This is a genomic window from Roseivivax marinus, from assembly GCF_900109705.1.
In the GTDB taxonomy this organism is placed as follows: domain Bacteria; phylum Pseudomonadota; class Alphaproteobacteria; order Rhodobacterales; family Rhodobacteraceae; genus Roseivivax; species Roseivivax marinus.
In genome coordinates this window covers 81,732-106,488 of record NZ_FOAI01000007.1, presented here as the reverse complement: position 1 = coordinate 106,488, position 24,757 = coordinate 81,732, and the positions used below count along the sequence as shown (strand labels likewise).

Genomic DNA, 24,757 nt, shown 5'->3' with positions numbered 1-24,757 from the left:
AGGAACCGGAGGTGCGGGTCATGGACATGAGCGGACAGGTCGCGATCGTCACGGGCGCGAGCCGCGGCATCGGTGCGGCGGCGGCGCGGCGCTTCGCCGAGGCCGGGGCGAAGGTGGCATTGATCGCACGCAGCGCGGAGCCCATCGCCGAGCTTGCCGGCGAAATCGGCAAGGACCGCGCGGTCGCGATCCCGTGCGACATCTCGCGCTTCTGGGAGGTCGAACAGGCGGTGCAGAACACCGTTCGCGCCTTCGGGCGTGTTGACGTGATGGTGAACAACGCCGGCGTGATCGAGCCGATCTCGCACCTCGCCGAGGCCGATCCGCAGGCCTGGGGCGAGGCGGTGGACACCAACCTCAAGGGCGTCTTCCACGGGATGCGCGCGGCACTGCCCGCGATGTTGTCGCAGGGCGGCGGCACCATCCTGACCATCGGCTCGGGCGCGGCGCACGGTCCCGTCGAGGGCTGGTCGCAATACTGCGCGTCGAAGGCTGGCGCGCTGATGCTGACGCGCATGGCCGACAAGGAAAACCGCGAGGCCGGTATCCGCGCGCTGTCGCTGTCGCCGGGCACCGTGGCGACGCAGATGCAGAAGGAAATCAAGGCCTCGGGCGTGAACCCGGTGAGCCAGCTCGACTGGTCCGACCACATCCCCCCGGAATGGGTCGCCGAGGCGCTGTTGTGGATGTGCGGTCCCGAGGCCGACCAGTGGCGCGGCGATGAAATCTCGCTGCGCGACCCCGAGATCCGGCGCAAGGTCGGCGTCGCGTGATCGGTGTCGAGGACCGGGGCCTCATGCGGGTGGTCACACTCGACCGCCCGGACAAGGCCAACGCCCTGACCGAGACAATGCTGGCCTCTCTGGCCGAGGCCGCCGAGGCCGCCCGCGACGATGCGGCCGCGGGCACCGGTGCGCGTGCCCTCGTCCTGACGGGCACGGGCAAGGTGTTCTCGGCCGGCGCCGACATCGACGCGGCGCGCGCCGGGCTGGCCACCTCGCCGCTCTGGGAACGGCTCTCGGGGGCGATTGCGGGCCATTCCGGCATCACCATCGCCGCACTGAACGGATCCTGCGCCGGCGGGGCGATGGGCATGATCCTCGCCTGCGACCTGCGGCTCGCCACCCCCGGGGCCAAACTCTTCTACCCGGTGATGAAGCTCGGATTCCTGCCGCAGCCCTCCGATCCGGGCCGCCTGCGCGCACTGGTCGGCCCGGCCCGCGCCAAGCGCATCCTGATGGCCGGAGAGAAGGTGACCGCCGAAGAGGCACTGGCCTGGGGCCTCGTGGACCACCTCGCGGCCTCCGAAGACCTCGTCCAAACCGCCGAGAACCTCGCCGCTGACGTGCTCGCCGCCTCACCGGACCACGCGAGCGCGATCAAGCACCTGATCGGCTGACGCCGCGGGCTGCATTTTCCTCGCGAAAATATCCCGGGAGCGCGAGGGCGGCTCGCTCGCATGCGCCCGCGTCCGTCCAGCGGAACTGCCGGGGACGGCGGGCGGGGCGATGCGCGCCAGCGCCGTTCCGGCGCGCGACCCGGGGCCCGGACATGAAAATGCGCCGGACCGCGATCACGGTTCGGCGCATCTCCCAGTCAAGTGGCGGCAAGAGCCGCGTGCACCGTCACTGGTGCACGTAGAGGGACTTGCTGTTGACGAACTCCTTCATGCCGAAGCCGCCGTGCTCGCGGCCGTAGCCCGAATTCTTCACGCCACCGAACGGCATGTTCGGAATCGCCACGTTGAAGCCGTTGATGCACACCTGCCCGGTGTCGAAGGACTTCGACGCCAGCTCGCGCGCGCGCTTCTCGTCCTTGGAGAAGATGCCGCCGCCGAGGCCATAGCGGCTGTCGTTGGCGATCCGCATGGCGTCCTCGTCGTCCTTGGCCTTGATGACCGAGGCGACCGGCCCGAACAGTTCGTCGTCATATGCCGGCTGGCCCGGTGCCACGTCCACGAGCACAGTTGCCGGGTAGAAGAACCCGGTGCCCTCGGGTGTCTCGCCACCGACGATGGCGCGGGCCCCTTTCTCGACGCTCTGATCGACCTGCTTGGCGAGCGTTTCGCGCAGGTCTTTCCGCGCCATTGGGCCAAGGCCGGTACCGTCGGCCCTGGGATCGCCGGTTTCGACCTTTTCCATCTGCGCCGCGAACTTCTCCACGAAGGCGTCGTAGTTCTTCTCGGTGACGATGAAGCGCTTGGCGTTCACGCAGGTCTGCCCGTTGTTGTAGAGACGGCCGCCCACGCAGGTCTGCACCGCTACGTCGAGATCGGCATCGTCGAGCACGACGTAAGCGTCGTTCGACCCCAACTCGAGCACGGACTTCTTGATCTGCTCGGCCGCCTTCTGGCCGATCTTGCTGCCCGCGCTGTCGGAACCGGTCATGGTCACACCGCGCACTCGGCCGTTCTCGATCACCCGGTCGGACTGCTCGTGGTTGATCCTGAGCACGGTGAACAGATTTTTCGGCAGGCCGGCCTTCTCCATCACGTCCTGCAGAAAGAGGCCCGATCCGGTGACGTTCTCGGCATGCTTCAGCAGCACACCATTGCCGGCCATGAGGTTCGCGATGGCGTAGCGGACGACCTGGTAGCAGGGAAAGTTCCACGGCTGGATGCCGTAGATCACGCCGATGGGCGCATGGGTGATGACGCCGGTGCCCTGCGGGATCTCACGTTCCTCGTCGGCCAACTCGGTCGGGCCGGCGTCGGCCGTGTAGTCGCAGATCTGCGCGCAGAGCCCGATCTCGTCCCGGCTGTCCTGCAACAGCTTGCCCATCTCGCGAGTCATCAGCTGGGCAAATTCTTCGGTGTTGTCGCGCAACGTCTGGCCGACCTTGCGGATCACCTCGGCCCGGTCCTCGAGGGCGCGCGAACTCCAGCCGAGGAACGCCTGGTGGCAGGCCTCGACCGCGTCGGCGGCTTCAGCGTCGGTCATGTAGTTGTAGGTTGCGATCTCCTGCTCGGTGGCGGGATCGATGGTGACGATATCGCGGGGCATTGGACCTCCTGTCCTTTGCTTCGGCATTTCGGACGGGAGAAACACGAGCAGGCGCTCTGGTTTCCATCACGGCCTCGTGTGCGCCGACCTCGCCGGTGCAGGCGGTGCGCAATTCCCTTGCAGACTCGCGCGGCAATCCGTATATGCCCCTCAACAGCGGCGCGTCGGGCTCGGCTCCGAAGCACCACCGGACACGTTCGACGGGCCGCGCGCCCGTTTTTTTGTGCCCGGTCCGCCGGGCCTCCATCCACACCGGACCGCGAGATCGTCATGTCGGACCTGATCGCCAAGACAAGCATGGACCAGCGCCTGGCCGAGATCGTGACACCCACGATCGAGGACATGGGCTTCGAACTCGTGCGCATTCGCCTGCAGGGCGGCAAGAGCCCGCTTCTGCAGATCATGGCCGAGCGTCCCGAGGGCGGGATCGAGGTCGACGAGTGCGCCGAGATCTCCACCGCGCTGTCGGCCGTGCTCGACGTCGAGGACCCCATTCTCGACACCTACACGCTCGAGGTCGGCTCGCCCGGAATCGACCGACCGCTGACCCGCCTCAAGGATTTCGACACGTTCGAGGGCTACGAGGCCAAGCTCGAGACGCACGAGCTGATCGACGGCCGCAAGCGCTTCAAGGGCGTTCTTGCCGGCGTGGAGGGCTCCGAGGTGCTGATCAACGTCGAGGAAGGCACCATCGGGCTGCAATTCGACTGGCTCGCCGACGCCAAGCTCGTGATGACCGACGAGCTCATCAAGGAAATGCTCAAGGCCCGCAAGGCCGCCGGAACCCTGCCCAAGGACCTGGACGAGACCCAATTCGACGAGATCGCGGCCGACGACGCCGCGCAAGAGGAGTAACGAGAATGGCCATCACCTCCGCCAACCAGCTGGAGCTGCTGCAGACCGCCGAGGCGGTCGCGCGCGAGAAGATGATCGACCCCGCACTCGTGGTCGAGGCGATGGAGGAAAGCCTCTCGCGTGCCGCCAAGAGCCGCTACGGCTCCGAGATGGACATCCGCGTGAAGATCGATCGCAAGACCGGCCGCGCGACGTTCACCCGCGTGCGGACGGTGGTCGAGGACGAGGAACTCGAGAACTACCAGGCCGAGATGACGGTCGAGACCGCGAAGCAGTACCTCGCCGACCCCAAGGTTGGCGACCAGTTCATCGAGGAAGTTCCCCCGGTCGAGATGGGTCGGATCGCGGCGCAGTCGGCCAAGCAGGTGATCCTGCAGAAGGTCCGCGAGGCCGAGCGCGACCGCCAGTACGAGGAATTCAAGGACCGCGCCGGCACGATCATAAACGGCGTCGTCAAGCGCGAGGAATACGGCAACGTCATCGTCGATATCGGCCGTGGCGAGGGCATCCTGCGCCGCAACGAGAAGATCGGCCGCGAGGCGTATCGCCCGAACGATCGCATCCGCTGCTACATCAAGGACGTGCGCCGCGAGACCCGCGGCCCGCAGATCTTCCTGTCGCGCACCGCGCCGGAGTTCATGGCCGAGCTCTTCAAGATGGAAGTGCCCGAGATCTACGACGGCATCATCGAGATCAAGGCCGTGGCCCGCGATCCGGGGTCGCGCGCGAAGATCGGCGTGGTGTCCTATGACGGCTCCATCGACCCGGTCGGCGCCTGCGTCGGCATGCGGGGCTCCCGCGTGCAGGCCGTGGTGAACGAGCTGCAGGGCGAGAAGATCGACATCATCCCGTGGAACGAGGACATGCCGACCTTCCTCGTGAACGCGCTGCAGCCGGCCGAAGTCTCGAAGGTGGTTCTCGACGAGGATGCCGAGCGCATCGAGGTTGTCGTCCCCGACGAGCAGCTGTCGCTGGCGATTGGCCGTCGCGGCCAGAACGTGCGCCTTGCCTCGCAACTTACCGGTCTCGACATCGACATCATGACCGAAGAGGAAGAGTCGAAGCGGCGCCAGGCCGAGTTCGAGGAGCGCACCAAGCTCTTCATGGACACGCTCGACCTCGACGAGTTCTTCGCCCAGCTGCTGGTCTCGGAAGGCTTCACCAACCTCGAAGAGGTGGCCTATGTCGAGATCGACGAGCTAACCGTGATCGACGGTGTCGACGACGAAACCGCGGAGGAACTGCAAGCCCGGGCCCGCGACGTGCTCGAGGCGCAGGCGGCCGCGGCGCTGGAGAACGCGCGCTCGATGGGCGCCGAGGACAGCCTTATTGAATTCGAGGGCCTGACACCCCAGATGGTGGAAGCACTCGCGAAGGATGGCATCAAGACGCTCGAAGACTTCGCGACCTGCGCCGATTGGGAACTCGCCGGCGGCTGGACCTCCGTGGACGGCCAGCGGGTGAAGGACGACGGACTTCTCGAACCCTTCGACGTGGGCCTCGAAGAGGCGCAGACGATGGTCATGACGGCCCGCGTCCTGCTGGGCTGGGTCGACCCGACCGAGCTCGAGGACGATGCCGAGGACGGGTCCGACGACGAAGACGACGAGACCGGCGCCGACGACGACGCGCCCAAGGCCGAGGAGGCGTGATCCGGACTGCATGACACGAGGCGGACGCAATACCGACAGGGCCGACGGGCCGGAGCGCAAGTGCATCGCCACGGGCGAGGTGCGCCCGGCGCATGAACTGATCCGGTTCGTCGTCGGCCCGGACGCCAGTGTCGTGCCGGACATCGCCGGAAAATTGCCGGGCCGGGGCATCTGGGTGACCCCGGACCGCGCCGCGCTCGAGAAGGCGGTCAAGAAGAACCTTTTCGCCCGCGCTGCCAAGGCGCCGGTCCGGGCGCCGGAGAATGTCGTCGCCCTCATCGAGCGCCAACTCGCCGACCGCGTGGTCAACCTGATTTCGCTGTCGCGCAAGTCCGGCGATGCGGTGGCGGGCTACGAGAAGGTGAAGGACATGCTTCAGAAGGAAGAGGCCGAGGTCCTGATCCAGGCGGAAGACGGATCGTCCCGCGGCAAGTCGAAATTGTCGACGCCGCACTTCGGGACCTATATCGGATGGCTGACCGGGACCGAGCTCGGGTTGGCCTTCGGACGTGAAACTGTGATACACGCCGCGCTCGGCGCTGGCGGACTCACGAATCGTATTGTAGACGAGGCCCGACGTCTGAAGGGCCTGCGCGTCGGATCGACCGACGCTCAGCGCGGCGGCACGGCCCGCCGGGAAGGATGAAGAACTACATGAGCGACAACGACGGCAAGAAGACTTTGGGTGTGCGTGGCGGAGGTCCCCGTTCGGGGAACGTGAAGCAGAGCTTCAGCCACGGACGCACCAAGAACGTCGTGGTGGAGACGAAGCGCAAGCGCACCGTCAGCGCGCCCAAGCCCGCCGCCGCGGCGGGTAAGGGGTCCGGCTCGCAGAGTGGTATCTCGGCCGCGGCCTCCGGGGCGAAGCGTCCCGCCGGCATTTCCGACGCGGAGATGGAGCGCCGCCTGCGCGCGCTTCAGGCCGCCAAGGCCCGCGAGGCCGACGAGGCCGCCCGCCGCGAGGCGGAAGAGAAGGCGCGCGCCGAAGAGCGCGAGCGCCTGCGCGCCGAGAAGGAACAGAAAGAGCGCGAGCAGCGCGAGGCCGAGGAACGTGCCAAGGCCAAGGCCGAAGAGGAAGAGCGCAAGAAGCGCGAAGCCGAGGAGGCCGCGAAGGCGCCTGCGGCGGCACCGGCTCAGGCCGATGCCGGTCGTGCCGCTCCTGCCGGCGGCCGTCCAGCCCCGGCCAAGGACGCCCCCCGCAAGGCCGAGCGCGAACGCGAAGAGCGCGGTCGCGGCGGCAAGGGTCGTGGCGACGCGGGCAACCGCCGCACCGGCAAGCTGACCGTGAACCAGGCTCTGACCGGCGGCGAAGGCGGCCGTCAGAAGTCCATGGCCGCGATGAAGCGCAAGCAGGAGCGTGCGCGCCAGAAGGCGATGGGCGGCCCCGTCCAGCGCGAGAAGGTCATGCGCGACGTGCGCCTCCCAGAGGCGATCACGGTGGCAGAGCTTGCCAACCGGATGACCGAACGCGTGGGCGACGTGGTCAAGGCGCTGATGCAGAACGGCGTGATGGCGACGCAGAATCAGACCATCGACGCCGATACCGCCGAGCTCATCATCGAGGAATTCGGTCACACCGTCGTCCGCGTCTCGGACGCCGACGTCGAGCAGGTGATCGAGACCGTCGACGACAAGCCCGAGGATCTCGAGCCGCGCGCCCCGATCATCACGATCATGGGCCACGTGGACCACGGCAAGACGTCGCTGCTGGACGCGATCCGCAAGACCAAGGTGGTCTCCGGCGAGGCCGGCGGCATCACGCAGCACATCGGCGCCTACCAGGTGGACGATCCGACGACCGGCAAGACGCTGACCTTCCTCGACACGCCCGGCCACGCGGCGTTCACCTCGATGCGCTCGCGTGGCGCGCAGGTGACCGACATCGTGGTGCTGGTGGTCGCGGCGGATGACGCGGTGATGCCGCAGACGATCGAGGCGATCAATCACGCCAAGGCGGCCGAAGTGCCGATGATCGTGGCGATCAACAAGTGCGACAAGCCCGAGGCGAACCCGACCAAGGTCCGCACCGACCTGCTTCAGCACGAAGTTGTCGTCGAGCAGATGTCCGGCGACGTGCAGGACGTCGAGGTCTCGGCCATTTCCGGCAAGGGCCTCAACGAGCTGCTCGAAGCCATCGCGCTGCAGTCCGAGATCCTCGAACTCAAGGCCAACCCCGACCGTCCGGCGCAGGGCGCCGTGATCGAGGCGCAGCTCGACGTGGGCCGCGGCCCGGTCGCGACCGTCCTCGTCCAGAAGGGCACGCTCAAGCAGGGCGACATCTTCGTCGTGGGCGAGCAGTGGGGCAAGGTCCGCGCGATGGAGAACGACCAGGGCAAGCGCGTGAAGGAGGCCGGTCCGTCGGTCCCCGTCGAGGTCCTGGGCCTCAACGGCACGCCCGAGGCCGGCGACGTTCTGAACGTGGTCGAGACCGAGGCGCAGGCCCGCGAGATCGCCGAGTACCGCCAGCAGGCGGCCAAGGACAAGCGTGCCGCAGCCGGTGCCGCCACCACGCTCGAGGCCCTCATGCAGAAGGCCAAGGAAGACGAGAACGTCTCCGAGCTGCCGGTGCTGGTGAAGGCCGACGTGCAGGGTTCGGCCGAGGCGATCGTCCAGGCGCTCGAGAAGGTCGGCAACGACGAGGTCCGCGTGCGTGTCCTGCACTACGGTGTGGGCGCCATCACCGAGACCGATGTCGGCCTCGCGGAGGCGTCGAATGCGCCGATCCTGGGCTTCAACGTCCGGGCCAACGCATCGGCGCGCAACAGCGCCAACCAGAAGGGCGTGGAAGTGCGCTACTACAGCGTGATCTACGACCTGGTGGACGACGTGAAGTCGGCGGCATCGGGCCTTCTGTCCAACGAGGTGCGCGAGACCTTCATCGGCTACGCCAAGATCCTCGAGACCTTCCGCGTCTCGGGCGTCGGCACCGTGGCGGGCTGCCTTGTCACCGAGGGCGTCGCACGCCGCTCGGCCGGGGTGCGCCTCCTGCGCGACGACGTGGTGATCCACGAAGGCACGCTGAAGACGCTCAAGCGCTTCAAGGACGAGGTCTCCGAGGTCATCTCGGGTCAGGAATGCGGCATGGCGTTCGAGAACTACGACGACATCCGCAAGGAAGACGTCATCGAGATCTTCACCCGGCAGGAGGTCGAGCGCTCGCTCGACTGACGCCGCGGCACATGATCGCGCCCAAGTTTCGGGGAGGCCGGTTTCGGCCTCCCTTTCTTTTTGCCGTAGTCCCGGAGCGGCGGGCGTTCTTCACGCCGGGCGCACCACAGCAGCGATCAGGCAGGCCGGGCGCTAACGGCCGTGGCGACGGGCAGACCGGTGAACAGCGACCGCCCGACGCGGACGACAAGGCGCCCGTCGGGCAGCGTTTTCTCGAGAATGCCCTGCACGGAGACGCACGAGCCCATGACGATGGTACGCAGCATCCGGAAATCCCCCTGATGGAATCGACAGCACCAGTATGCGGCCGCGTGGCGGTTTCCCGTAGCGGCACTTAAGGATTATCTTCCGGGAATTGTTTCGGCGCCGTCGACCGTCGTCAGAGCCAGTCGCGCAGGATCGGTACCAGCGGCACGTCCGCCTCGGGCATGGGGTACGATGCGAGGTCCCGCGCGGCGACCCACTTCAGCGCCTGCCCTTCCCGCGATTGCGGAATGCCCTGCCATTTGCGGCAAGCGAAGAGAGGCATCAGCAGGTGGAAGTCGGCGTAGGAATGCGACGCGAAGGTCAGGGGCGCAAGACAGCTCGACCACGTGTCGATGCCCAACTCTTCCTGCAGTTCGCGGATCAGAGCGGCCTCGGGCGTCTCGCCGGTTTCGACCTTGCCGCCGGGAAATTCCCAGAGCCCGGCCATGGACTTGCCCTCGGGCCGCTGCGCGAGCAGGACACGGCCGTCCACGTCGATCAGCGCCACGGCGGATACGAGAACGGTCTTCATGCGTATCCCCGCGCGCAGTGTCCGGAGCGGCCCCGCAGAGCCGCGCGAGAGGCGCTGCATCTCGCGCTCTCCCTGACATTTTCGCCGAGAAGAAAGAGGCGGGACGTCACGAGCGGTAGTCGGCGTTGATCGAGATGTAGCCGTGGGTCAGGTCGCAGGTCCAGATCGTCGCCGCGCCCTCGCCAAGGCCGAGGTCCACGCCGATGGTGATCTCGGGCTGGCGCATCTGGGCGGCGCCCATGTCTTCGCGATAACTCTCGGCGACCCAGCCCTTTTCCGCCACAAGGACGTCGCCGAAGCGGATCGACAGCAGATCGCGGTCGGCGGCGGCGCCGGACTTGCCCACGGCCATGACGATGCGACCCCAGTTCGGGTCCTCGCCGGCGATCGCGGTCTTCACGAGGGGCGAGTTGGCAATCGACAGCGCGTGGGTACGGGCGTCGGCGTCGGAGGCCGCGCCGGTCACTTCGACGGTGACGAACTTGGTCGCCCCCTCGCCATCGCGGACCACCTGCTGGGCGAGGTCGCGGAACACGTCCTCGAGCGCGGTGGCGAAGGCCGTGTCCTCGGCCGTGACCTCCACACCGGAGGCGCCGGTGGCGGCCATTAGGAGGGTGTCGGAGGTCGAGGTATCGCTATCGACGGTGATGCAGTTGAAGGTGCGGTCGGTGGCCCGCGAGACCAGCGCCTGAAGATCGGCGCGCGATACCGCGGCATCGGTAAAGACGTAGACCAGCATCGTCGCCATGTCCGGCGCGACCATGCCCGAGCCCTTCGCGATGCCCGCGATGGTGACGTCGCCTCCGTTGACGTGGACCGTCGCCGACGCCCCCTTCGGGAAGGTGTCGGTGGTCATGATCGCCTTCGCCGCGTCTGCGATGGTATCATCGGAGAGTGCGCCCGCCAGCTCGTCGAGCTTGGCGGTGATGCGGGCGTGAGGCAGACGTTCGCCGATCACACCGGTCGAGGACGTGAACACGCGCGATTGCGGCAGGTCGAGCGCGGCAGCGACGGCGGCAGTCAGCGCGGCCACCGACTCGTCGCCCGCACGACCGGTGAAGGCGTTGGAATTGCCGGAGTTCACGAGGAACGCGGCACCGTCCGACGCGTCCTCTGCACCGATCTTGGCCTGACAGTCCCGCACCGGGGCGGAGCGTGTCGCCGACCGGGTGAACGTGCCGGCGATTGTCGAGCCCGGCGCCAGATGCGCCAGCATGACGTCGGTACGGCCGGCATAGCGCACGCCGGCCGCGGCTGCGGCGAAGCGCACGCCCTTGACGACGGGAAGGTCCGGAAATGACTCCGGCGCCAGGGGCGAACGTTCGGTGATCTTGGCCAAGATCAGTTCTCCAGAAGGTCGGTCCGGCTCAGCGCGGCCGGGTCGACGGCGTCTGCACCCATGCGCTCGACCTCGGCGCCGGTCACGAGCTCCTCGATCCGGGACTGCACCGCCTGCTGCTGCAGGGTCTGGGCGATCTGGTCGCGGACCTCGTCCAGGGCCGGGGCCTCCTGCTCGCGGGTCTCGTTCAGGCGGATGACGTGCCAGCCGAACTGCGTCTCGACGGGATCGGACACCTCGCCCGGCTCGAGCTCTGCCACGGCTTCCTCGAACGGCGCGACCATCTGGCCCTGACCGAACCAGCCGAGATCACCGCCGTTGGGGCCCGACGGACCGGTCGAACGTTCGCGCGCGAGCTCGGCGAACTCGGTGCCGTCGTCGAGCGCGCTGATGACTTCCTGCGCCTCGGCCTCGGTCTCAACGAGGATGTGCGCTGCGTTGTATTCCGTGCCGCCGCCCGAGCCGAACTGCTCGTCATAGGCGGCCTGGATGTCCTCGTCGGACACCGCGTCGGCGCCGAGATTGGCCACGGCCTCGGAGGCAGTGAGCGCGCGGCGCTCGTTGTCGAGCGCGAGGGTCACGCGCTGCGTTTCCTCGGCGGCGTCGGACTGGGCAAGCACCTCCTGCTGCACGAGCTGGTCGAGGATACCCTCCCAAAGCACGTTGTCCGGCAGCTGCTGGTATTGGTCGGGCAGGCCGGTGCGGACCATCAGCATGTGGCCGAGGGTGATGTCCTCCCCGTTGACCGTGGCGACCACGGTGTCGAGCGAGGCGTCAGGCGCGGTGCTCTCCGCTGTGGGCTGCTCGGCCGTTTCGGAAGCGCTGTCGGCAGGCGCTGCGTCGCTCTGCGTGGTGTCCTGGGCGAAGGCGGGCATCGCGGCGATGACCGCGACGAGCGAAGCGGCCAGGTAGGGCGCGCGAATGATCATGATCTCGTCCTCTCTGCCACCCTCCCCGAGGCGGCGTTGACACTTTTGCACCCGACCCTTACATCGCCACCGTTGGCGGCGCGAGCCGGTCGTTCCCCCGTGTCTTATGGGCTCTGTGCGCGACGGGCAAGCCGCGGCCGCACAGGACACAGGTGACAGGCAAGGAAGCCCGAATGCTGGGGATCGGTTCCATCGCGAAGAAGGTGTTCGGAACGCCGAACGACCGGAAGATCAAGGCGACCCGGCCCCTCGTGGAGCGGATCAATGGCCTCGAAGAGGGCATTCAGGCCCTCGACGACGCGGGCCTTCGCGCCAAGACGGACGAGTTCAAGAAACGCTACGCCGACGGCGAGAGCCTCGACGACCTCCTGCCGGAGGCCTTCGCGGTGTGTCGCGAGGGCGCGCGCCGGGCGCTTGGCCTGAGGGCCTTCGATGTTCAGCTGATGGGCGGGATCTTCCTGCATCAGGGTAACATCTCGGAGATGAAGACCGGCGAGGGCAAGACGCTGGTCGCGACCTTCCCGGCCTATCTCAACGCGCTCTCGGGCAAGGGCGTCCACATCGTCACGGTGAACGACTACCTCGCCCGCCGCGACGCCGAGTGGATGGGCAAGGTCTACGGCGCCCTCGGGATGACCACCGGCGTGGTCTACCCGCGCCAGCCGGAAGACGAGAAGAAGACCGCCTACCAGGCCGACATCACCTACGCGACGAACAACGAGCTGGGCTTCGACTACCTGCGCGACAACATGAAGTCCGAGCTGAACCAGATGGCGCAGCGCGGGCACAACTTCGCGATCGTGGACGAGGTCGACTCGATCCTGATCGACGAGGCGCGCACGCCGCTCATCATCTCGGGGCCGGCGCAGGACCGCTCGCAGCTCTACGAGGCGATCGACCGGGTCATTCCCGAGCTGCAGGACGATTACTACACGCTCGACGAGAAGACGCGGAACGTCAGCTTCAGCGACGAGGGCAACGAGTTCCTCGAGGGCCGGCTGCACCAGATGGGACTGCTGGAAGAGGGCCAGACCCTCTACGATCCCGAGTCGACCACGGTAGTGCACCATCTCAACCAGGGGCTCCGGGCGCACAAGCTGTTCCAGAAGGACAAGGACTACATTGTCCGTGACGGCGAAGTGGTGCTGATCGACGAGTTCACGGGCCGGATGATGCCCGGCCGCCGCCTGTCCGACGGCCTGCACCAGGCGATCGAGGCCAAGGAAGGCGCCAAGATCCAGCCGGAGAACGTCACCCTCGCGTCGGTCACGTTCCAGAACTACTTCCGCCTCTACGACAAGCTGTCGGGCATGACCGGCACCGCGACGACCGAGGCCGAGGAATTCGCCGAGATCTACGGTCTCGGCGTGGTCGAGGTGCCGACCAACAAGCCGATCGCGCGCATGGACGAGGACGATCAGGTCTACCGCACCGCGCAGGAGAAGTACGAGGCCATCGCGCGCGAGATCAAGCGCGCCCACGAGAAGGGCCAGCCGGTCCTCGTGGGCACGACCTCCATCGAGAAGTCCGAGATGCTGTCGCAACTGCTCCAGCGCGAGGGTCTGCCGCACAACGTCCTGAACGCGCGCCAGCACGAGAAAGAGGCGCAGATCGTCGGCGACGCGGGCAAGCCCGGCGCGGTCACCATCGCCACGAACATGGCCGGCCGCGGCACCGACATCAAACTCGGCGGCAATGTCGATTTCCAGATCATGGAAGCGATCGAGGCCGACCCGAACGGCAACCCCGACGAGATCCGCCAGCGGATCGAGGCGGCGCACGAGGACGACGAAAAGAAGGTGCTCGAATCAGGCGGCCTCTTCGTTCTGGCCACCGAGCGCCACGAAAGCCGCCGGATCGACAACCAGCTGCGCGGTCGTTCTGGCCGTCAGGGCGACCCGGGCCGGTCGTCGTTCTTCCTGTCGCTCGACGACGACCTGATGCGGATCTTCGGATCCGAGCGGCTCGACAACGTGCTGGGCAAGCTGGGCATGAAAGAAGGCGAGGCGATCGTTCACCCCTGGGTGAACAAATCGCTCGAGCGCGCGCAGGCGAAGGTCGAAGGCCGCAACTTCGACATCCGCAAGCAGCTCCTGAAGTTCGACGACGTGATGAACGACCAGCGGAAGGTCGTGTTCTCGCAACGCCGCGAGATCATGGAGGCCGAGGATGTCACCGAGATCACGCAGGACATGCGCCACCAAGTCATCGACGATCTTGTCGACACGTACTGCCCGCCGAAAAGCTACGCCGACCAGTGGAATCTCGAAGGGCTCTATGCCGCCTGCATCGAGAAGCTGGGCGTGGACCTCCCGGTGATGGCCTGGGGCGAGGAAGACGGCGTCGATCAGGAAGTCGTTCGCGAACGCATCGAGGAAGCCTCGGACAAGTACATGGAAGAAAAGGCCGAGAAGTTCGGCCCCGACACCATGCGCCAGATCGAGAAGCAGATGATCCTGCAGACCATCGACGGCAAGTGGCGCGACCACCTGCTGACGCTCGAGCACCTGCGCTCGGTGGTCGGCTTCCGCGGCTACGCCCAGCGCGACCCGCTGAACGAGTACAAGACCGAGGCCTTCCAGCTGTTCGAGGGCATGCTCGACTCGCTGCGCGAAGAGGTCACCACCAAGCTCGCCCAGATCCAGCCGATGACGGAGGAGCAGCGCCAGCAGCTTCTCGATCAGATGGCCCGCCAGCAGGCCCGCGCACAGCAGGCCGCCGCGCAGGCTCCTGCCGGTGCGACGAACCCCGAGCAGGAGGCCGCCGGGCCCGCGGTCGCACCGACCGAGCCGCTGGTCGAGGGCTTTGACGAATCCGACCCGTCGACCTGGGGCGAACCGGGCCGGAACGACCCTTGCCCCTGCGGCTCGGGCCAGAAGTTCAAGCACTGCCACGGCCGTCTCGGCTGAGGCCGGATCGAAACATGGCGGGCGCCGGGCATTCCGGCGCCCCAATGTGACGACGGTTTGAGATTCGGGCGCAATCGCCCGAAAGAGTCCGGCTCCCCGCCCAATGGGCGCCCGACTCGCAGACGAAACTGCCTTCAAGACGGATTCCGTGACCGGAGGCAGACATGATTTCCCCGAAAACGCTCGGATTGGCCGGCGGCACCCTGTTCTGTGCGCTCGGGATCGGCTTCGTGATGCAATATGGCTTTCTCCGGGCGGGCGCGCCGGCTCCGCAGGTCGAGGTCACCGATATTCAGGACACATCCGCCGCGACCGGGCTGCGCGATCTGCCGAAGGCAATGCCTATCGGCAGCGCCGCGCTGCCCCAACTGCCCTTTGGCATGGTTCGCCTCGCCGCGGCCGACAGCAGCACGATCCCCACGATGCCAACCGAATCCGCCCCCGTGGCGGGCTTCGGGTGCGATCCCGAGCTGTCCGCCACACCGATTGCCGGGGCCCTGGTGCGCCTGAAGCTGACCGCGCCCTGCCACGCATCCGAGCGCGTGAGCCTGCACCACAGCGGCCTGATGATCACCGAGACGACACAGCCCGACGGCTCGCTCGTGCTGGACTTCCCCGCCCTGACCGAAGGCGCGGTCTTCATCGCATCCTTCTCCGACGATTCCGGCGCCGTCGCTCAGGCCACCGTGTCCTCCCTCGCGTTCTACGACCGCATCGTCCTGCAATGGCAGGGCGAGGGCGACCTCGAGCTGCACGCCCGCGAATGGGAGGCGGACTACTTTTCCGAGGGGCACGTCTGGACGGGCGCCGCAGGCACCCTTGAGGCGGCCGCGCGGGGAGAAAGCGGTTTCCTTCTGAACCTCGGCGACGACGAGGCCCCCGAGGCCCGGCGCGCGCAGGTCTACAGCTTTCCCGCCGGGACCGCGGCGCGGGGCGGGCTCATCGACGTTAGCGTCGAGGCCGCAGTGACCGAAGCCACCTGCGAGACAGACATCTCCGCTCAGACACTCGAGCTGCGTGACGGGGGCGCCCCGACGGTGCGTGACATCGACCTCGCGTTTCCGGGCTGTGACAGCGTCGGCGACTATCTGGTGTTGAACAATCTCATCGCAGACCTGAAGATCGCCGCCAGATAAGACGACGGACGGCACCGGCAGGGAACCTCGATGATACAGCGATGTGCGGCGTTTCGCGCCGCACTTTTCAGTGCGCTCTTCGCGGCGGGCGGCCCGGCGGCGGCGCAGGACGTGACCCTGACCTCCCGCGACGGTGCAATCGAGCTGTCTGGCACCCTGCTGGGCTTCGACGGTGAATTCTACCGCGTCGACACTGCTTACGGGGAATTGACCGTGGACGGCTCCGGCGTGCTTTGCGACGGTGCAGGCTGCCCGTCCCTCACCGACTTCGTGGCCGAGATGACAATCTCGGGGTCGACGACGCTGGGCCGGGTCCTGATGCCCGCCCTGGTCGAAGCCTTCGCCCTGCGCCGCGAACTGGAGGCGGTCCGTGAGGAAACCGGCCCGCGCCGCTTCACCTACGCGTTGCTCGATCCCAACGAAGGCCAGCCCGTGGGCCGGTTCTCGTTCCACCTGACCACCACCGACGAGGGCTTCGCCGACCTCATGGCCGATGATGCCGACGCCGTGATGGCCCTGCGCGAGATCCGGCCCGCAGAGGTCGAGATCGCCCGCCAGGCGGGGATGGGCGTGCTGGACGAGGCCAACCGCAGCCGGGTCATCGCGCTCGATGCGATGGTGCCCGTGGTGGCGCCGTCCAACCCGGTGGCGGACCTGTCGCTGCGCCAGCTCGCGCGACTTCTGGGCGGGCGCATCAGCAACTGGTCCCAGCTCGGCGGACCGGACGCGCCGGTGGTGGTGCACGTGCCCGACGCCCGTTCGGGCCTCGCGCAGGGGATCGAGGATCGGATCCTCGCCCCGGCCGGGCTGTCCCTGCCCGAGACCGCGGTGCGGCACGAGACGACGGCCGCGCTGGCTGATGCTGTGGCCGAAGACCCCTTCGCCTTCGGGATCGCAAGCGTGTCCGAGACCGGCTTCGCGCGCGTCCTGCCCATCGCCGGTCCCTGCGGTTTCGAGCTGGAGGCCGACCGCCTGGCGGTCAAGACCGAGGATTATCCGCTGACCGCGCCGATGTTCCTCTACCTCCCGGCGCGGCGGATGCCGGCGTTGGTGCGTGAGTTCCTGTCCTTCACCCGCTCGGACGCGGCGCAGATCGTGATCCGCCGGGCCGGTTTCGTCGACCAGTCACCCGAGGAGGTGCCGCTGGGCGATCAGGGTGACCGCTTCGCGAACGCGATCTCTGTGGCCGAGGGCGACGCCGGGCTGTCAGAGCTCAAGCGCATGGTTGCCACGCTGCGACCGATGCAGCGTCTGTCCACCTCCTTCCGGTTCGAGCCGGGGTCGGCGCGGCTCGATGCGCAATCCCGGTCAAACGTCTACCAGCTGGCCCATGCCATCGAGGCCGGGCGCTACGACACGCGCCGGCTGATGTTTGTCGGGTTCTCGGACGGCGTGGGGCCGGCCTCGGCCAACCTCGACATCGCGCGCCAGCGCGCTGCTGCGGTCCGGGACGCCGTGATCGCCGCCGCCGAGACGGCCGATCTGGAGCAGGTCACCATCGGCACGGACGCCTTCGGCGAGGCGATGCCCATGGCCTGCGATGACACTTCGTGGGGGCGGCAGGCCAACAGGCGCGTCGAGGTCTGGGTGCGTTGACCGCGAGGCCGTTCACGTCAGCAGGCCCTCGGCCCGGAAGCTGAGTTCGCGGGCCTTCCCGATCACCAGATGATCATGCAGCGCAAGGCCCAGCGCCTCGGCCGCGCCGGCGATCTGACCGGTCATCTCGATGTCGGCGGCCGACGGCGTAGGGTCACCCGAGGGATGATTGTGCACGAGGATCAGCGCGGATGCGTTCAGCTCCAGCGCGCGCTTCACCACTTCACGCGGATAGACCGGCACGTGATCGACGGTGCCGCGGGCCTGCGGTTCGTCGGCGATCAGCACGTTCTTGCGGTCAAGGTAGAGGACACGGAACTGCTCGATCTCGCCATGCGCCATGGCGGTCCGGCAATACTCCAGCAGTGCATCCCAGGATGAGACCACCGGGCGCTGTATCACGCGGGCGCGGCTGAGGCGATGGGCCGCGGCCTCCACCAGCTTGAGCTGACAGATCACGGCCTCGCCCACACCGTCGACGTCCTTCAGGCGGGCGGGCGGCGCCGAGAGCACCCGGTTGAAGTCGCCGAACGTCTCGAGCAGCAGGCGTGCCAGCGGCTTCATGTCGACGCGCGGGACAGCACCGAACAGGACCAGCTCCAGCATCTCGTAGTCCGGCAGCGCATCGGCGCCGCCGGCCATGAAACGCTCGCGCAGGCGCTTGCGGTGATCGCGGATGTACGAGGGCGGCCTGGTCGCCGGGGCCGCCTCCGGGTTGCGCCGGGCGGCCCCGGCGCGGGGCACGTCGCGTGCAGGGGCACAGGGGAACAGGCTGGCCTGCGCGTCGTCGAACTGATGGCCCCGTGTCATGTCCCCCTTTTGCGCCGGCGACGGTAACCGTGCGGTTAACGCCGGCGCGGAAGGAGGCAGGACCCGTGTTTCAGTAGCCGGCTGCGTAGACGACCGGCAGGGTGTCCGCACCGAAGGACACGGTTTCGGCGTCGCGGTTGAAGTCGAGCTTCAGGCCCGGCAGGCCCGGCAGACCGAAGGAGGCCGAATCGCCCTCCGCCATCTGCATGACCACGCGTCCGGTGCGCTCGGACGCTGCGAGCGGGGCGTAGGTCGCGACGACCTCGACGATCTCGGACGCCTCGGCCGAGGGTGCACGGTAGACGCTGATGGCGACGCCGTTCTCGATCACGGTAGCACCGGCCAGCGGACGGTCCAGCGTGACGGTCTCGGCGGCGGCAGCGGTGCCCGCGAGGGCGGCAAGGGTCAGGGCGGCGGAGCGCAGGAGATTGGTGGTCATGGCGAAAATCCTCTCGGGTCGAATGACTCGTGCCGACGGGGGAGTGCCGGCTTCTGCAGCGCAGCGTAAACGCCGCAGCGCAGCATTGACCACAGTCGAGGCCTCATAGCCGCCATGTGCTCACTGCGGGTAGGGCCGGGTTACCCGATGGCGGAGCGTGGGCTTGGCCCGTTCGGGGCGGGTCCGGGAGCCCAAGCGACACCCTCCGATCCGCGTGGCATCTCGAACTCGCCGGTTCGTCGGTCGGCGCTCACAGGCCCCTGCCCGGAAAACGTGTCCACGGGACAAGAAAGCCGGACCGTCACGCGGTCCGGCTTTTTCTTGGTGACGAACTCATTCCGCCACTTAAGGCAACGGTCGTTAGGCGGAACGGCCAGGCTGCGACGGCATAGCCTCGCATCCCGGGCCGCTCAGCGACCTCACTCCGCCGCGTCGCGCTTCGGCAGGACCCAGTCGGCGCGCGGGAAGTGGCAGGTGTAGCCGTTGGGGATGCGCTCCAGGTAATCCTGATGCTCGGGCTCGGCCTCCCAGAAGTCACCCACGGGCTCCACCTCCGTCACGACCTTGCCCGGCCACAGGCCGGATGCCTCGACGTCCTTGATGGTCTCGAGAGCGACCTGCTTCTGCTCCTCGTTCACGTAGTAGATCGCCGAGCGGTAGCTCACCCCGATGTCGTTGCCCTGACGATTGCGGGTCGTCGGGTCGTGGATCTGGAAGAAATACTCGAGGATTCGGCGATAGCTGATGCGGTCGGGGTCGAAGGTGATCTCGATGCCCTCGGCGTGAGTGCCGTGATTGCGGTAGGTCGCGTTCGGCACGTCGCCCCCGGTGTAGCCCACGCGGGTGTCCTCGACGCCGGGCAGCTTGCGGATCAGGTCCTGCATGCCCCAGAAGCAGCCTCCGGCCAGTACGGCGCGTTCGGTCGTCATGCCACGTCCTCCACTTGATCGATGTAGGCGCCGTAGCCTTCGGCCTCCATGTCGTCGCGATGGATGAAGCGAAGGGCGGCAGAGTTGATGCAGTAGCGCAGCCCGCCCCGGTCGGCAGGGCCGTCGGGGAACACGTGTCCGAGGTGGCTGTCACCGTGCGCGGACCGCACCTCGGTGCGGATCATGCCGTGAGTGGTGTCGCGCAGTTCGGTGACGTGGGCGGTCTCGATCGGCTTGGTGAAGCTCGGCCAGCCGCAACCGGACTCGTACTTGTCGGCGCTCGCGAAGAGCGGCTCGCCCGAAACGAGGTCCACGTAGATGCCCGGCTCCTTGTTGCCGAGGTATTCCCCGGTGCCCGGACGTTCGGTGCCGCTTTCCTGCGTCACGCGGTACTGCGCGGGTGTGAGCTGGGCGATGCGGTCGGGATCGCGGGTGTAGTCGGCCATGAATGCCCTCCTGGCTGTCGTGTCGCTGATGTGGGGCTTCCGGAGCGGATTCAAAGGGGCGCGTGGCGGTTCCCCGTGTATGCCGAAGCACACCGGCACAAGGGGCCGCCGGGCGATTTACCGCCGCGCCGCCGCGCAGCAATCGGCGGATTCTCGCGCATTCCCCGAGGGCATGGACCCCGGCGTGCGCGACATACCTTCCCTCCCTGTCGCGCGGCCCCACAGGCCGCGTCTTTCAGGAGGAGACCCCAATGACCCGCATCCAGAGCCCCATCGTTCTTGCCGCCCTTGCCGCCATGACGATCGGCAGCGCCGCGATCGCCCAGGAGACCTCGTCGACCGCCGACGTCGAGACCGACGCCGAGATCACCGAAGAGGGCGAAATGGAAATGGACGGCACTGTCCCGGTCGATCAAAGCGACGCCGAAGGCGAGACCGACGCAATGATGGACGACTGCGAGGACGACGAAAGCATGAGCGAGGATGCGAGTGCCTCGGGGGACGACTCGGGCTCGGAGATGTCCGAGGATGACGGCACCGAAATGGCCGCATCCGACAACTGCTCGGACGACTCGACCACGGCCGATGCCGCGACCGACGCCGAAATCAACGAAGACGGCTCGATGGACATGGACGGCACGGTGCCGGTCGACGAGTCCGAGGCGACCGCCGAGACCGGAGAGACCATGTCGGACGGCGAAGATTCGGACTCGATGTCCGAGGAAGACGGCGACAGCGACAGCTGATCGAATTCCCGGTCCGCCGCCCTTGGTGCGGCGGGCCTTCCTATCTCGACTTCTTCGCCCGGCGCAGCAGCATGTCCCGCTTCACCTTCGACAGCCGGTCGAAATACATCTTCCCCGCCAGGTGATCGATCTGGTGCTGCACGCTCGTCGCCCAGAGCTTCACGAAATCCCGCTCCACCACTGATCCGGTCTCGTCGAGGTAGCGCACCGTCACCGCCCGCGGCCGCGAGATCGTCGCGTGCACGCCCGGCAGGCACGGGCTGGCCTCGTCGTGGTCGCGGAACTCGACCGAGGCATGAAGAACCTCCGGGTTCGCCATGCGAACGGCATGTCCGCGCTCGTTCGAGGCATCGACCACCGCGAGGCGCAGCATCACGCCGACCTGCGGCGCGGCGAGACCGACGCCCGGCATCGCCTCCATGGTGTCGATCATGTCTTGCCAGTGGGTCCGGACCTCGTCGGTGATCTCGTCCACCGGGGCAGCCGCCGTACGCAGGCGCTTGTCGGGCCAGCGCAGGATCGGGCGGACCGTCACGACGGCACCGCGGCGTAGTCCGCCTCGAGCGCGGCGCGCGCCTCCGGCTCCAGCCGGTCGAACGTCACCTTGCCGTCGAGATGGTCGTATTCGTGCAGTGCCACCCGCGCCTCGGCCCCGTCTAGGTCGGCCTCGTGAACGGCACCGTCGAGTCCGCGCCAGCGCAGCCGGATGCGCGAGGGACGCTGGATGGTGGCGGCGACGCCGGGAATGCTGAGGCAGCCTTCGTCCATCGGCACCGTGTCGTCGGACATCCACAGAATCTCGGGGTCGATGCACGCGACCGGTGACATGTCCCCGTCCTTCCACGTCGCATCCATGACGAACACGCGCAGCGCCTCGCCCACCTGCGGCGCGGCCAGGCCGCGACCCGGCGCGGCGTACATCGTCTCGAAGAGATCACCGACCAGACCGGTGATATCGCGATCGCCCACGGGCGCGCAGACGCGCGACAGCACCGGGTCGGGCCAGCGCAGGATCGGGCGGACGGTCATCCGCGGGCCTTCTCGCGCTTGAGCTTCTGCATCTTGCGCGTGATCATCTGGCGCTTCATCGGCTTGAGATAGTCGATGAAGAGCTTGCCGTTCAGGTGGTCGATCTCGTGCTGCACGCAGACCGCCCAAAGGCCCTCGAACTCCTCCTCCTGCGGGTTGCCGTCGCGGTCGAGCCAGCCGACTCGGACCTGCGCCGGCCGCTCCACGTCGGCATACTGGTCGGGGATCGAGAGGCAGCCCTCCTCGTAGACGCTCAGCTCCTCGGAGGCCTTGAGCAGCTCGGGATTGAACATCACCAGCGGGCGCGGCTCGGCCTCTTCCTCCTTGACGCAGTCGAGGACGATCAGGCGGGACATAACCCCCACCTGCGGCGCGGCGAGGCCGATGCCCGGCGCGTCGTACATCGTCTCGAGCAGGTCGTCGGCCAGCGTACGCAGCTCGTCCGAGAGGTCGTCCACGGCGGGAACGACCTTCTTCAGGCGCGGGTCGGGGTGGATGAGGATCGGGCGCTTCATGCCGGCGGATTTAAGCCGTCATGTCGTCTTGCGCAACGCGTTGGCGCGGCCTGCGTCGAAACCGGGCCGCGGGCGCGCTACGTCCTGCGCCGAGCGGCCGCCCCGCCGCTTTCGGCTTGCACCCGCGGGCGGATGCGCGAGGGTCGGGCCCGACCCGAGACCGAGGAACCGAGATGAACTTCGACGAAGAGATCGACCGCGTGGGCACGCACAGTGCCAAATGGGACAAGATGGAGGGGATCTACGGCGTCTCGCCCGAGGACGGGCTGGCGATGTGGGTCGCCGACATGGACTTCCGCCCTCCCGAGGTGGTGCAGGCCGCCGTGCAGCGCATGGCCGATCATGGCGTCTATGGCTATTTCGGTAACGAAGGGCCGTATCTCGACGCGATCGAATGGTGGATGCGCGAGCGACACGGCTGGGACGTGCCACGCGACGGCGTCTTCACGACGCACGGGCTGGTCAACGGGACCGGTCTCTGCCTCGACGCGTTCACCGAGCCGGGCGACGGCGTGGTGCTTTTCACTCCGGTCTACCACGCCTTCGCCCGCGTGATCCGCGCCGCGGGCCGCACGGTGGTGGAATGCCCGCTGGTGCAGGACGAGGCCGGCACCTACCGCATGGACTTCGACGCCTACGACGCGGCGATGACCGGGTCCGAGCGCATGGTGATCCTGTGCTCTCCGCACAATCCCGGCGGCCGGGTCTGGTCGGCGGAGGAGCTGCGCGCCGTCGCCGACTTCGCCGTGCGCCACGACCTCGTTCTGGTGTCCGACGAAATTCACCACGATCTCGTCATGCCCGGCGAGAGCCACACGCCGATGCCGCTGGCGGCGCCGGACATCGCCGACCGGCTGGTGATGCTGACGGCGACCACCAAGACCTTCAACATCGCTGGCGCCCATATCGGCAACGTCACCATCGCCGACCCCGAACTGCGCTGCCGCTTCGCCGCGCGCATGGGCGCGATGGGCATGTCGCCGAACTCGTTCGGGATGCACATGGCGACGGCGGCCTACTCGCCCGAGGGCGCGGCGTGGGTCGACGAACTGACCGGCTATCTCGACGGCAACCGACGGCTCTTCGACGAGGCGGTGAACACCATCCCCGGCGTCCGCTCGATGCCGATGCAGGCGACCTACCTCGCCTGGGTCGACTTCTCGGGCACCGGCATGGAGCCGCGCGAGTTCACCCGGCGGGTCGAGAAGGACGCGAAGATCGCGGTGAACCACGGCGACACGTTCGGCACCGGCGGCGGCGCGTTCCTGCGCTTCAACGTCGCCACGCCGCGGGCGCGGGTGGCCGAGGCCGGCGCGCGGCTCCAGCGGGCGTTCGGCGACCTGCAGTGATCGATGTGGGCTGCCGGTCTAGTGGTCGTCGCTCTTGGGGCGCGGCTTGTAGATCGGCAGCTCCCAGCCGCGCTTGATCGCGCCGGCCCGCAGGATGAAGCACGTCGCGCAGCACAGGATCGCGGCGGGCACCGCGCCAACGCCGACCATGTGTAGCAGCGCCAGAGACAACGCCCCCGAGAAGGCACAGGTGACGTAAAGCTGGCCAGGGCGCAGCAGCAGCGGCACCTCGTTGCTGACCACGTCGCGGGCAAGGCCGCCGACGCAGCCGGTGATCATGCCCATGACGACGACGACCGGCAGCGGCTGTCCGTCTTCGGCCGCGATCAGCGCGCCTGCCGCCACCGCGATCGACAGGGCCGCGGCGTCGAGCCAGGTCAGCGTCTCCCACCGCGACTCGAGCCTGTGGGCGAGGAAGAACACGGTCACCGCCGCCGCGGTCGCCACGATCAGGTAGACGGGATCCGCGATCCAGAAGATCGGACGGTCGAGCAGGATGTCACGCAGCGACCCGCCGCCCATCCCGGTCAGGCAGGCGAGGAACGCGAAGCCCACGATGTCGAGTTGCTCCCGGCTGGCGACCAGGGCGCCGGTCAGCGCGAATACAGTGACCGCCGCATAGTCGAGCAGCGGGACGAGGTTCACGACGACCCTCGCCCCTTGAACGGGGCCATGCCCGCGCGCGCCAGCTCGTCGGCGCGCTCGTTCTCGGGGTGGCCGGCGTGACCCTTGACCCATTCCCAGCGCACCTCGTGGGTCTTCTGCGCGTCGTCGAGCCGACGCCAGAGCTCCTCGTTCTTGACCGGCTTCTTCGCCGCCGTCTTCCAGCCGTTCTTTTTCCAGCCGTGGATCCAGCTGGTGACGCCGTTCTTCACGTAGGCCGAGTCGGTGACCACCGTGATCTGGGAGGGCTGCTTCAGCGCTTCGAGCGCGGTGATCGCGGCCAGCAGCTCCATCCGGTTGTTGGTGGTCTGCGCTTCCCCGCCGGAGAACTCACGCTCCTTCACCACGGTCTCGCCGTCCATCGCCCGCATGAGCACGCCCCACCCCCCGGGGCCGGGATTGCCGGAACAGGCACCGTCGGTGAAGGCGTAGAGCTTGGTCATGGCGGCGTCTGTCGCGTTCCCGGG

25 protein-coding genes are annotated in these 24,757 nt (G+C 67.8%); 11 read left to right on the top strand and 14 right to left on the bottom strand.

Features of this window, described 5'->3' with window-relative positions; translation table 11 throughout:
• The first annotated feature begins 20 nt into the window (after positions 1-20).
• Entirely contained in the window at positions 21-773 is a 753-nt protein-coding gene (locus tag BMX29_RS10570; RefSeq protein ID WP_043845315.1) for an SDR family oxidoreductase, read from the top strand.
• Entirely contained in the window at positions 770-1,399 is a 630-nt protein-coding gene (locus BMX29_RS10565; RefSeq protein ID WP_425314276.1) for an enoyl-CoA hydratase/isomerase family protein, read from the top strand. Before BMX29_RS10570 ends, BMX29_RS10565 begins: the two co-directional genes overlap by 4 nt.
• Positions 1,400-1,625: 226 nt before the next feature.
• Here the strand turns inward: BMX29_RS10565 and BMX29_RS10560 are convergent, their stop codons facing one another.
• On the bottom strand, positions 1,626-3,002 hold the full coding sequence (locus tag BMX29_RS10560) for an NAD-dependent succinate-semialdehyde dehydrogenase (RefSeq protein WP_092812537.1): 1,377 nt from the start codon (positions 3,000-3,002) through the stop codon (positions 1,626-1,628).
• A gap of 270 nt (positions 3,003-3,272) precedes the next feature.
• On the opposite strand from BMX29_RS10560, the gene rimP reads away from it, so the two are divergent.
• Genes rimP through infB form a run of 4 tightly spaced genes read left to right on the top strand, consistent with a single transcriptional unit; the run spans position 3,273 to position 8,677 of the window.
• Positions 3,273-3,857, top strand: coding sequence for a ribosome maturation factor RimP (gene rimP, locus BMX29_RS10555; RefSeq protein WP_043845128.1), 585 nt, complete (start codon positions 3,273-3,275; stop codon positions 3,855-3,857).
• A 5-nt stretch (positions 3,858-3,862) separates the two neighbouring features.
• Complete coding sequence (gene nusA, locus BMX29_RS10550) at positions 3,863-5,509, top strand: transcription termination factor NusA (RefSeq protein ID WP_043845129.1); 1,647 nt, start codon at positions 3,863-3,865, stop codon at positions 5,507-5,509.
• 10 nt (positions 5,510-5,519) lie between these two features.
• Positions 5,520-6,155, top strand: a complete 636-nt coding sequence (locus tag BMX29_RS10545) for an RNA-binding protein (protein ID WP_092812535.1) — start codon at positions 5,520-5,522, stop codon at positions 6,153-6,155.
• Positions 6,156-6,163: 8 nt separating this feature from the next.
• Positions 6,164-8,677 (top strand): translation initiation factor IF-2, encoded by a 2,514-nt coding sequence (infB, locus tag BMX29_RS10540; protein WP_092812763.1) that lies wholly within the window; start codon positions 6,164-6,166, stop codon positions 8,675-8,677.
• Between the two features lie 116 nt (positions 8,678-8,793).
• Here infB and BMX29_RS19210 read toward each other — a convergent pair whose 3' ends face one another.
• The 4 genes from BMX29_RS19210 to BMX29_RS10520 form a co-directional block, all read right to left on the bottom strand.
• Entirely contained in the window at positions 8,794-8,943 is a 150-nt protein-coding gene (locus tag BMX29_RS19210; RefSeq protein ID WP_092812533.1) for a hypothetical protein, read from the bottom strand.
• 113 nt (positions 8,944-9,056) lie between these two features.
• Complete coding sequence (gene mutT / locus BMX29_RS10530; RefSeq protein ID WP_043845317.1) at positions 9,057-9,455, bottom strand: 8-oxo-dGTP diphosphatase MutT; 399 nt, start codon at positions 9,453-9,455, stop codon at positions 9,057-9,059.
• Positions 9,456-9,561: 106 nt separating this feature from the next.
• Positions 9,562-10,794 carry a bifunctional glutamate N-acetyltransferase/amino-acid acetyltransferase ArgJ gene (gene argJ / locus BMX29_RS10525; RefSeq protein ID WP_092812531.1) on the bottom strand — a complete coding sequence of 411 codons (1,233 nt, stop codon included), beginning with the start codon at positions 10,792-10,794 and terminating at the stop codon, positions 9,562-9,564.
• Positions 10,795-10,796: 2 nt separating this feature from the next.
• Entirely contained in the window at positions 10,797-11,723 is a 927-nt protein-coding gene (locus BMX29_RS10520) for a peptidylprolyl isomerase (protein WP_092812529.1), read from the bottom strand.
• 173 nt (positions 11,724-11,896) lie between these two features.
• Here BMX29_RS10520 and secA point away from each other — a divergent pair, with 173 nt between their 5' ends.
• The 3 genes from secA to BMX29_RS10505 all read left to right on the top strand — a co-directional run bounded on the left by secA (position 11,897) and on the right by BMX29_RS10505 (position 17,364).
• Complete coding sequence (gene secA, locus BMX29_RS10515; RefSeq protein WP_092812527.1) at positions 11,897-14,632, top strand: preprotein translocase subunit SecA; 2,736 nt, start codon at positions 11,897-11,899, stop codon at positions 14,630-14,632.
• Between the two features lie 164 nt (positions 14,633-14,796).
• Positions 14,797-15,768, top strand: a complete 972-nt coding sequence (locus tag BMX29_RS10510; RefSeq protein WP_092812525.1) for a hypothetical protein — start codon at positions 14,797-14,799, stop codon at positions 15,766-15,768.
• A 30-nt stretch (positions 15,769-15,798) separates the two neighbouring features.
• The gene (locus BMX29_RS10505) at positions 15,799-17,364 is read left to right on the top strand and encodes a phosphate ABC transporter substrate-binding/OmpA family protein (RefSeq protein ID WP_092812523.1); all 1,566 of its coding nucleotides are present in this window, start codon (positions 15,799-15,801) and stop codon (positions 17,362-17,364) included.
• Between the two features lie 12 nt (positions 17,365-17,376).
• Here BMX29_RS10505 and radC read toward each other — a convergent pair whose 3' ends face one another.
• The 4 genes from radC to msrB all read right to left on the bottom strand — a co-directional run bounded on the left by radC (position 17,377) and on the right by msrB (position 19,988).
• Positions 17,377-18,174 carry a RadC family protein gene (radC, locus tag BMX29_RS10500; protein WP_092812521.1) on the bottom strand — a complete coding sequence of 266 codons (798 nt, stop codon included), beginning with the start codon at positions 18,172-18,174 and terminating at the stop codon, positions 17,377-17,379.
• A gap of 70 nt (positions 18,175-18,244) precedes the next feature.
• Positions 18,245-18,613, bottom strand: coding sequence for a hypothetical protein (locus BMX29_RS10495; protein WP_092812520.1), 369 nt, complete (start codon positions 18,611-18,613; stop codon positions 18,245-18,247).
• Positions 18,614-19,032: 419 nt separating this feature from the next.
• Positions 19,033-19,542, bottom strand: a complete 510-nt coding sequence (msrA, locus tag BMX29_RS10490) for a peptide-methionine (S)-S-oxide reductase MsrA (RefSeq protein WP_092812518.1) — start codon at positions 19,540-19,542, stop codon at positions 19,033-19,035.
• Positions 19,539-19,988, bottom strand: a complete 450-nt coding sequence (msrB, locus tag BMX29_RS10485) for a peptide-methionine (R)-S-oxide reductase MsrB (RefSeq protein WP_092812516.1) — start codon at positions 19,986-19,988, stop codon at positions 19,539-19,541. The genes msrA and msrB overlap by 4 nt, the downstream gene beginning before the upstream one ends.
• A 251-nt stretch (positions 19,989-20,239) precedes the next feature.
• Here msrB and BMX29_RS10480 point away from each other — a divergent pair, with 251 nt between their 5' ends.
• On the top strand, positions 20,240-20,734 hold the full coding sequence (locus BMX29_RS10480) for a hypothetical protein (protein ID WP_092812514.1): 495 nt from the start codon (positions 20,240-20,242) through the stop codon (positions 20,732-20,734).
• Between the two features lie 40 nt (positions 20,735-20,774).
• Here the strand turns inward: BMX29_RS10480 and def (BMX29_RS10475) are convergent, their stop codons facing one another.
• From def (BMX29_RS10475) to def (BMX29_RS10465), 3 genes are read right to left on the bottom strand one after another with little or no spacing between them, the layout of a single operon-like run.
• A complete protein-coding gene (def, locus tag BMX29_RS10475; RefSeq protein WP_092812512.1) occupies positions 20,775-21,269 on the bottom strand; it encodes a peptide deformylase in 495 nt (164 codons plus the stop codon).
• A complete protein-coding gene (locus BMX29_RS10470) occupies positions 21,266-21,763 on the bottom strand; it encodes a peptide deformylase (protein ID WP_092812510.1) in 498 nt (165 codons plus the stop codon). The genes def (BMX29_RS10475) and BMX29_RS10470 overlap by 4 nt, the downstream gene beginning before the upstream one ends.
• Positions 21,760-22,278: a peptide deformylase gene (gene def, locus BMX29_RS10465; protein ID WP_092812508.1), complete on the bottom strand. Its 519-nt coding sequence runs from the start codon at positions 22,276-22,278 to the stop codon at positions 21,760-21,762. Before def (BMX29_RS10465) ends, BMX29_RS10470 begins: the two co-directional genes overlap by 4 nt.
• A gap of 173 nt (positions 22,279-22,451) precedes the next feature.
• Here def (BMX29_RS10465) and BMX29_RS10460 point away from each other — a divergent pair, with 173 nt between their 5' ends.
• Entirely contained in the window at positions 22,452-23,627 is a 1,176-nt protein-coding gene (locus BMX29_RS10460; RefSeq protein ID WP_092812506.1) for a MalY/PatB family protein, read from the top strand.
• Between the two features lie 18 nt (positions 23,628-23,645).
• On the opposite strand, the gene BMX29_RS10455 is transcribed toward BMX29_RS10460, so the two are convergent.
• Positions 23,646-24,272, bottom strand: coding sequence for a trimeric intracellular cation channel family protein (locus BMX29_RS10455; protein WP_092812505.1), 627 nt, complete (start codon positions 24,270-24,272; stop codon positions 23,646-23,648).
• The gene (gene rnhA / locus BMX29_RS10450) at positions 24,269-24,733 is read right to left on the bottom strand and encodes a ribonuclease HI (RefSeq protein WP_092812503.1); all 465 of its coding nucleotides are present in this window, start codon (positions 24,731-24,733) and stop codon (positions 24,269-24,271) included. The genes BMX29_RS10455 and rnhA overlap by 4 nt, the downstream gene beginning before the upstream one ends.
• Positions 24,734-24,757 lie beyond the last annotated feature (24 nt).

Bases quoted from the DNA above. Each gene is read 5' to 3' on its own strand.
- BMX29_RS10470 (WP_092812510.1), bottom strand. From the start codon at position 21,763: ATGACCGTCCGCCCGATCCTGCGCTGGCCCGACCCGGTGCTGTCGCGC.
- BMX29_RS10570 (WP_043845315.1), top strand. From the start codon at position 21: ATGGACATGAGCGGACAGGTCGCGATCGTCACGGGCGCGAGCCGCGGC.
- def (WP_092812508.1), bottom strand. From the start codon at position 22,278: ATGAAGCGCCCGATCCTCATCCACCCCGACCCGCGCCTGAAGAAGGTC.
- nusA (WP_043845129.1), top strand. From the start codon at position 3,863: ATGGCCATCACCTCCGCCAACCAGCTGGAGCTGCTGCAGACCGCCGAG.
- secA (WP_092812527.1), top strand. From the start codon at position 11,897: ATGCTGGGGATCGGTTCCATCGCGAAGAAGGTGTTCGGAACGCCGAAC.
- rimP (WP_043845128.1), top strand. From the start codon at position 3,273: ATGTCGGACCTGATCGCCAAGACAAGCATGGACCAGCGCCTGGCCGAG.
- msrB (WP_092812516.1), bottom strand. From the start codon at position 19,988: ATGGCCGACTACACCCGCGATCCCGACCGCATCGCCCAGCTCACACCC.
- rnhA (WP_092812503.1), bottom strand. From the start codon at position 24,733: ATGACCAAGCTCTACGCCTTCACCGACGGTGCCTGTTCCGGCAATCCC.
- BMX29_RS10495 (WP_092812520.1), bottom strand. From the start codon at position 18,613: ATGACCACCAATCTCCTGCGCTCCGCCGCCCTGACCCTTGCCGCCCTC.
- BMX29_RS10510 (WP_092812525.1), top strand. From the start codon at position 14,797: ATGATTTCCCCGAAAACGCTCGGATTGGCCGGCGGCACCCTGTTCTGT.
- mutT (WP_043845317.1), bottom strand. From the start codon at position 9,455: ATGAAGACCGTTCTCGTATCCGCCGTGGCGCTGATCGACGTGGACGGC.
- BMX29_RS10520 (WP_092812529.1), bottom strand. From the start codon at position 11,723: ATGATCATTCGCGCGCCCTACCTGGCCGCTTCGCTCGTCGCGGTCATC.
- BMX29_RS10460 (WP_092812506.1), top strand. From the start codon at position 22,452: ATGAACTTCGACGAAGAGATCGACCGCGTGGGCACGCACAGTGCCAAA.
- BMX29_RS10505 (WP_092812523.1), top strand. From the start codon at position 15,799: ATGATACAGCGATGTGCGGCGTTTCGCGCCGCACTTTTCAGTGCGCTC.
- infB (WP_092812763.1), top strand. From the start codon at position 6,164: ATGAGCGACAACGACGGCAAGAAGACTTTGGGTGTGCGTGGCGGAGGT.
- msrA (WP_092812518.1), bottom strand. From the start codon at position 19,542: ATGACGACCGAACGCGCCGTACTGGCCGGAGGCTGCTTCTGGGGCATG.
- BMX29_RS10480 (WP_092812514.1), top strand. From the start codon at position 20,240: ATGACCCGCATCCAGAGCCCCATCGTTCTTGCCGCCCTTGCCGCCATG.
- BMX29_RS10560 (WP_092812537.1), bottom strand. From the start codon at position 3,002: ATGCCCCGCGATATCGTCACCATCGATCCCGCCACCGAGCAGGAGATC.
- BMX29_RS10545 (WP_092812535.1), top strand. From the start codon at position 5,520: ATGACACGAGGCGGACGCAATACCGACAGGGCCGACGGGCCGGAGCGC.
- radC (WP_092812521.1), bottom strand. From the start codon at position 18,174: ATGACACGGGGCCATCAGTTCGACGACGCGCAGGCCAGCCTGTTCCCC.
- BMX29_RS19210 (WP_092812533.1), bottom strand. From the start codon at position 8,943: ATGCTGCGTACCATCGTCATGGGCTCGTGCGTCTCCGTGCAGGGCATT.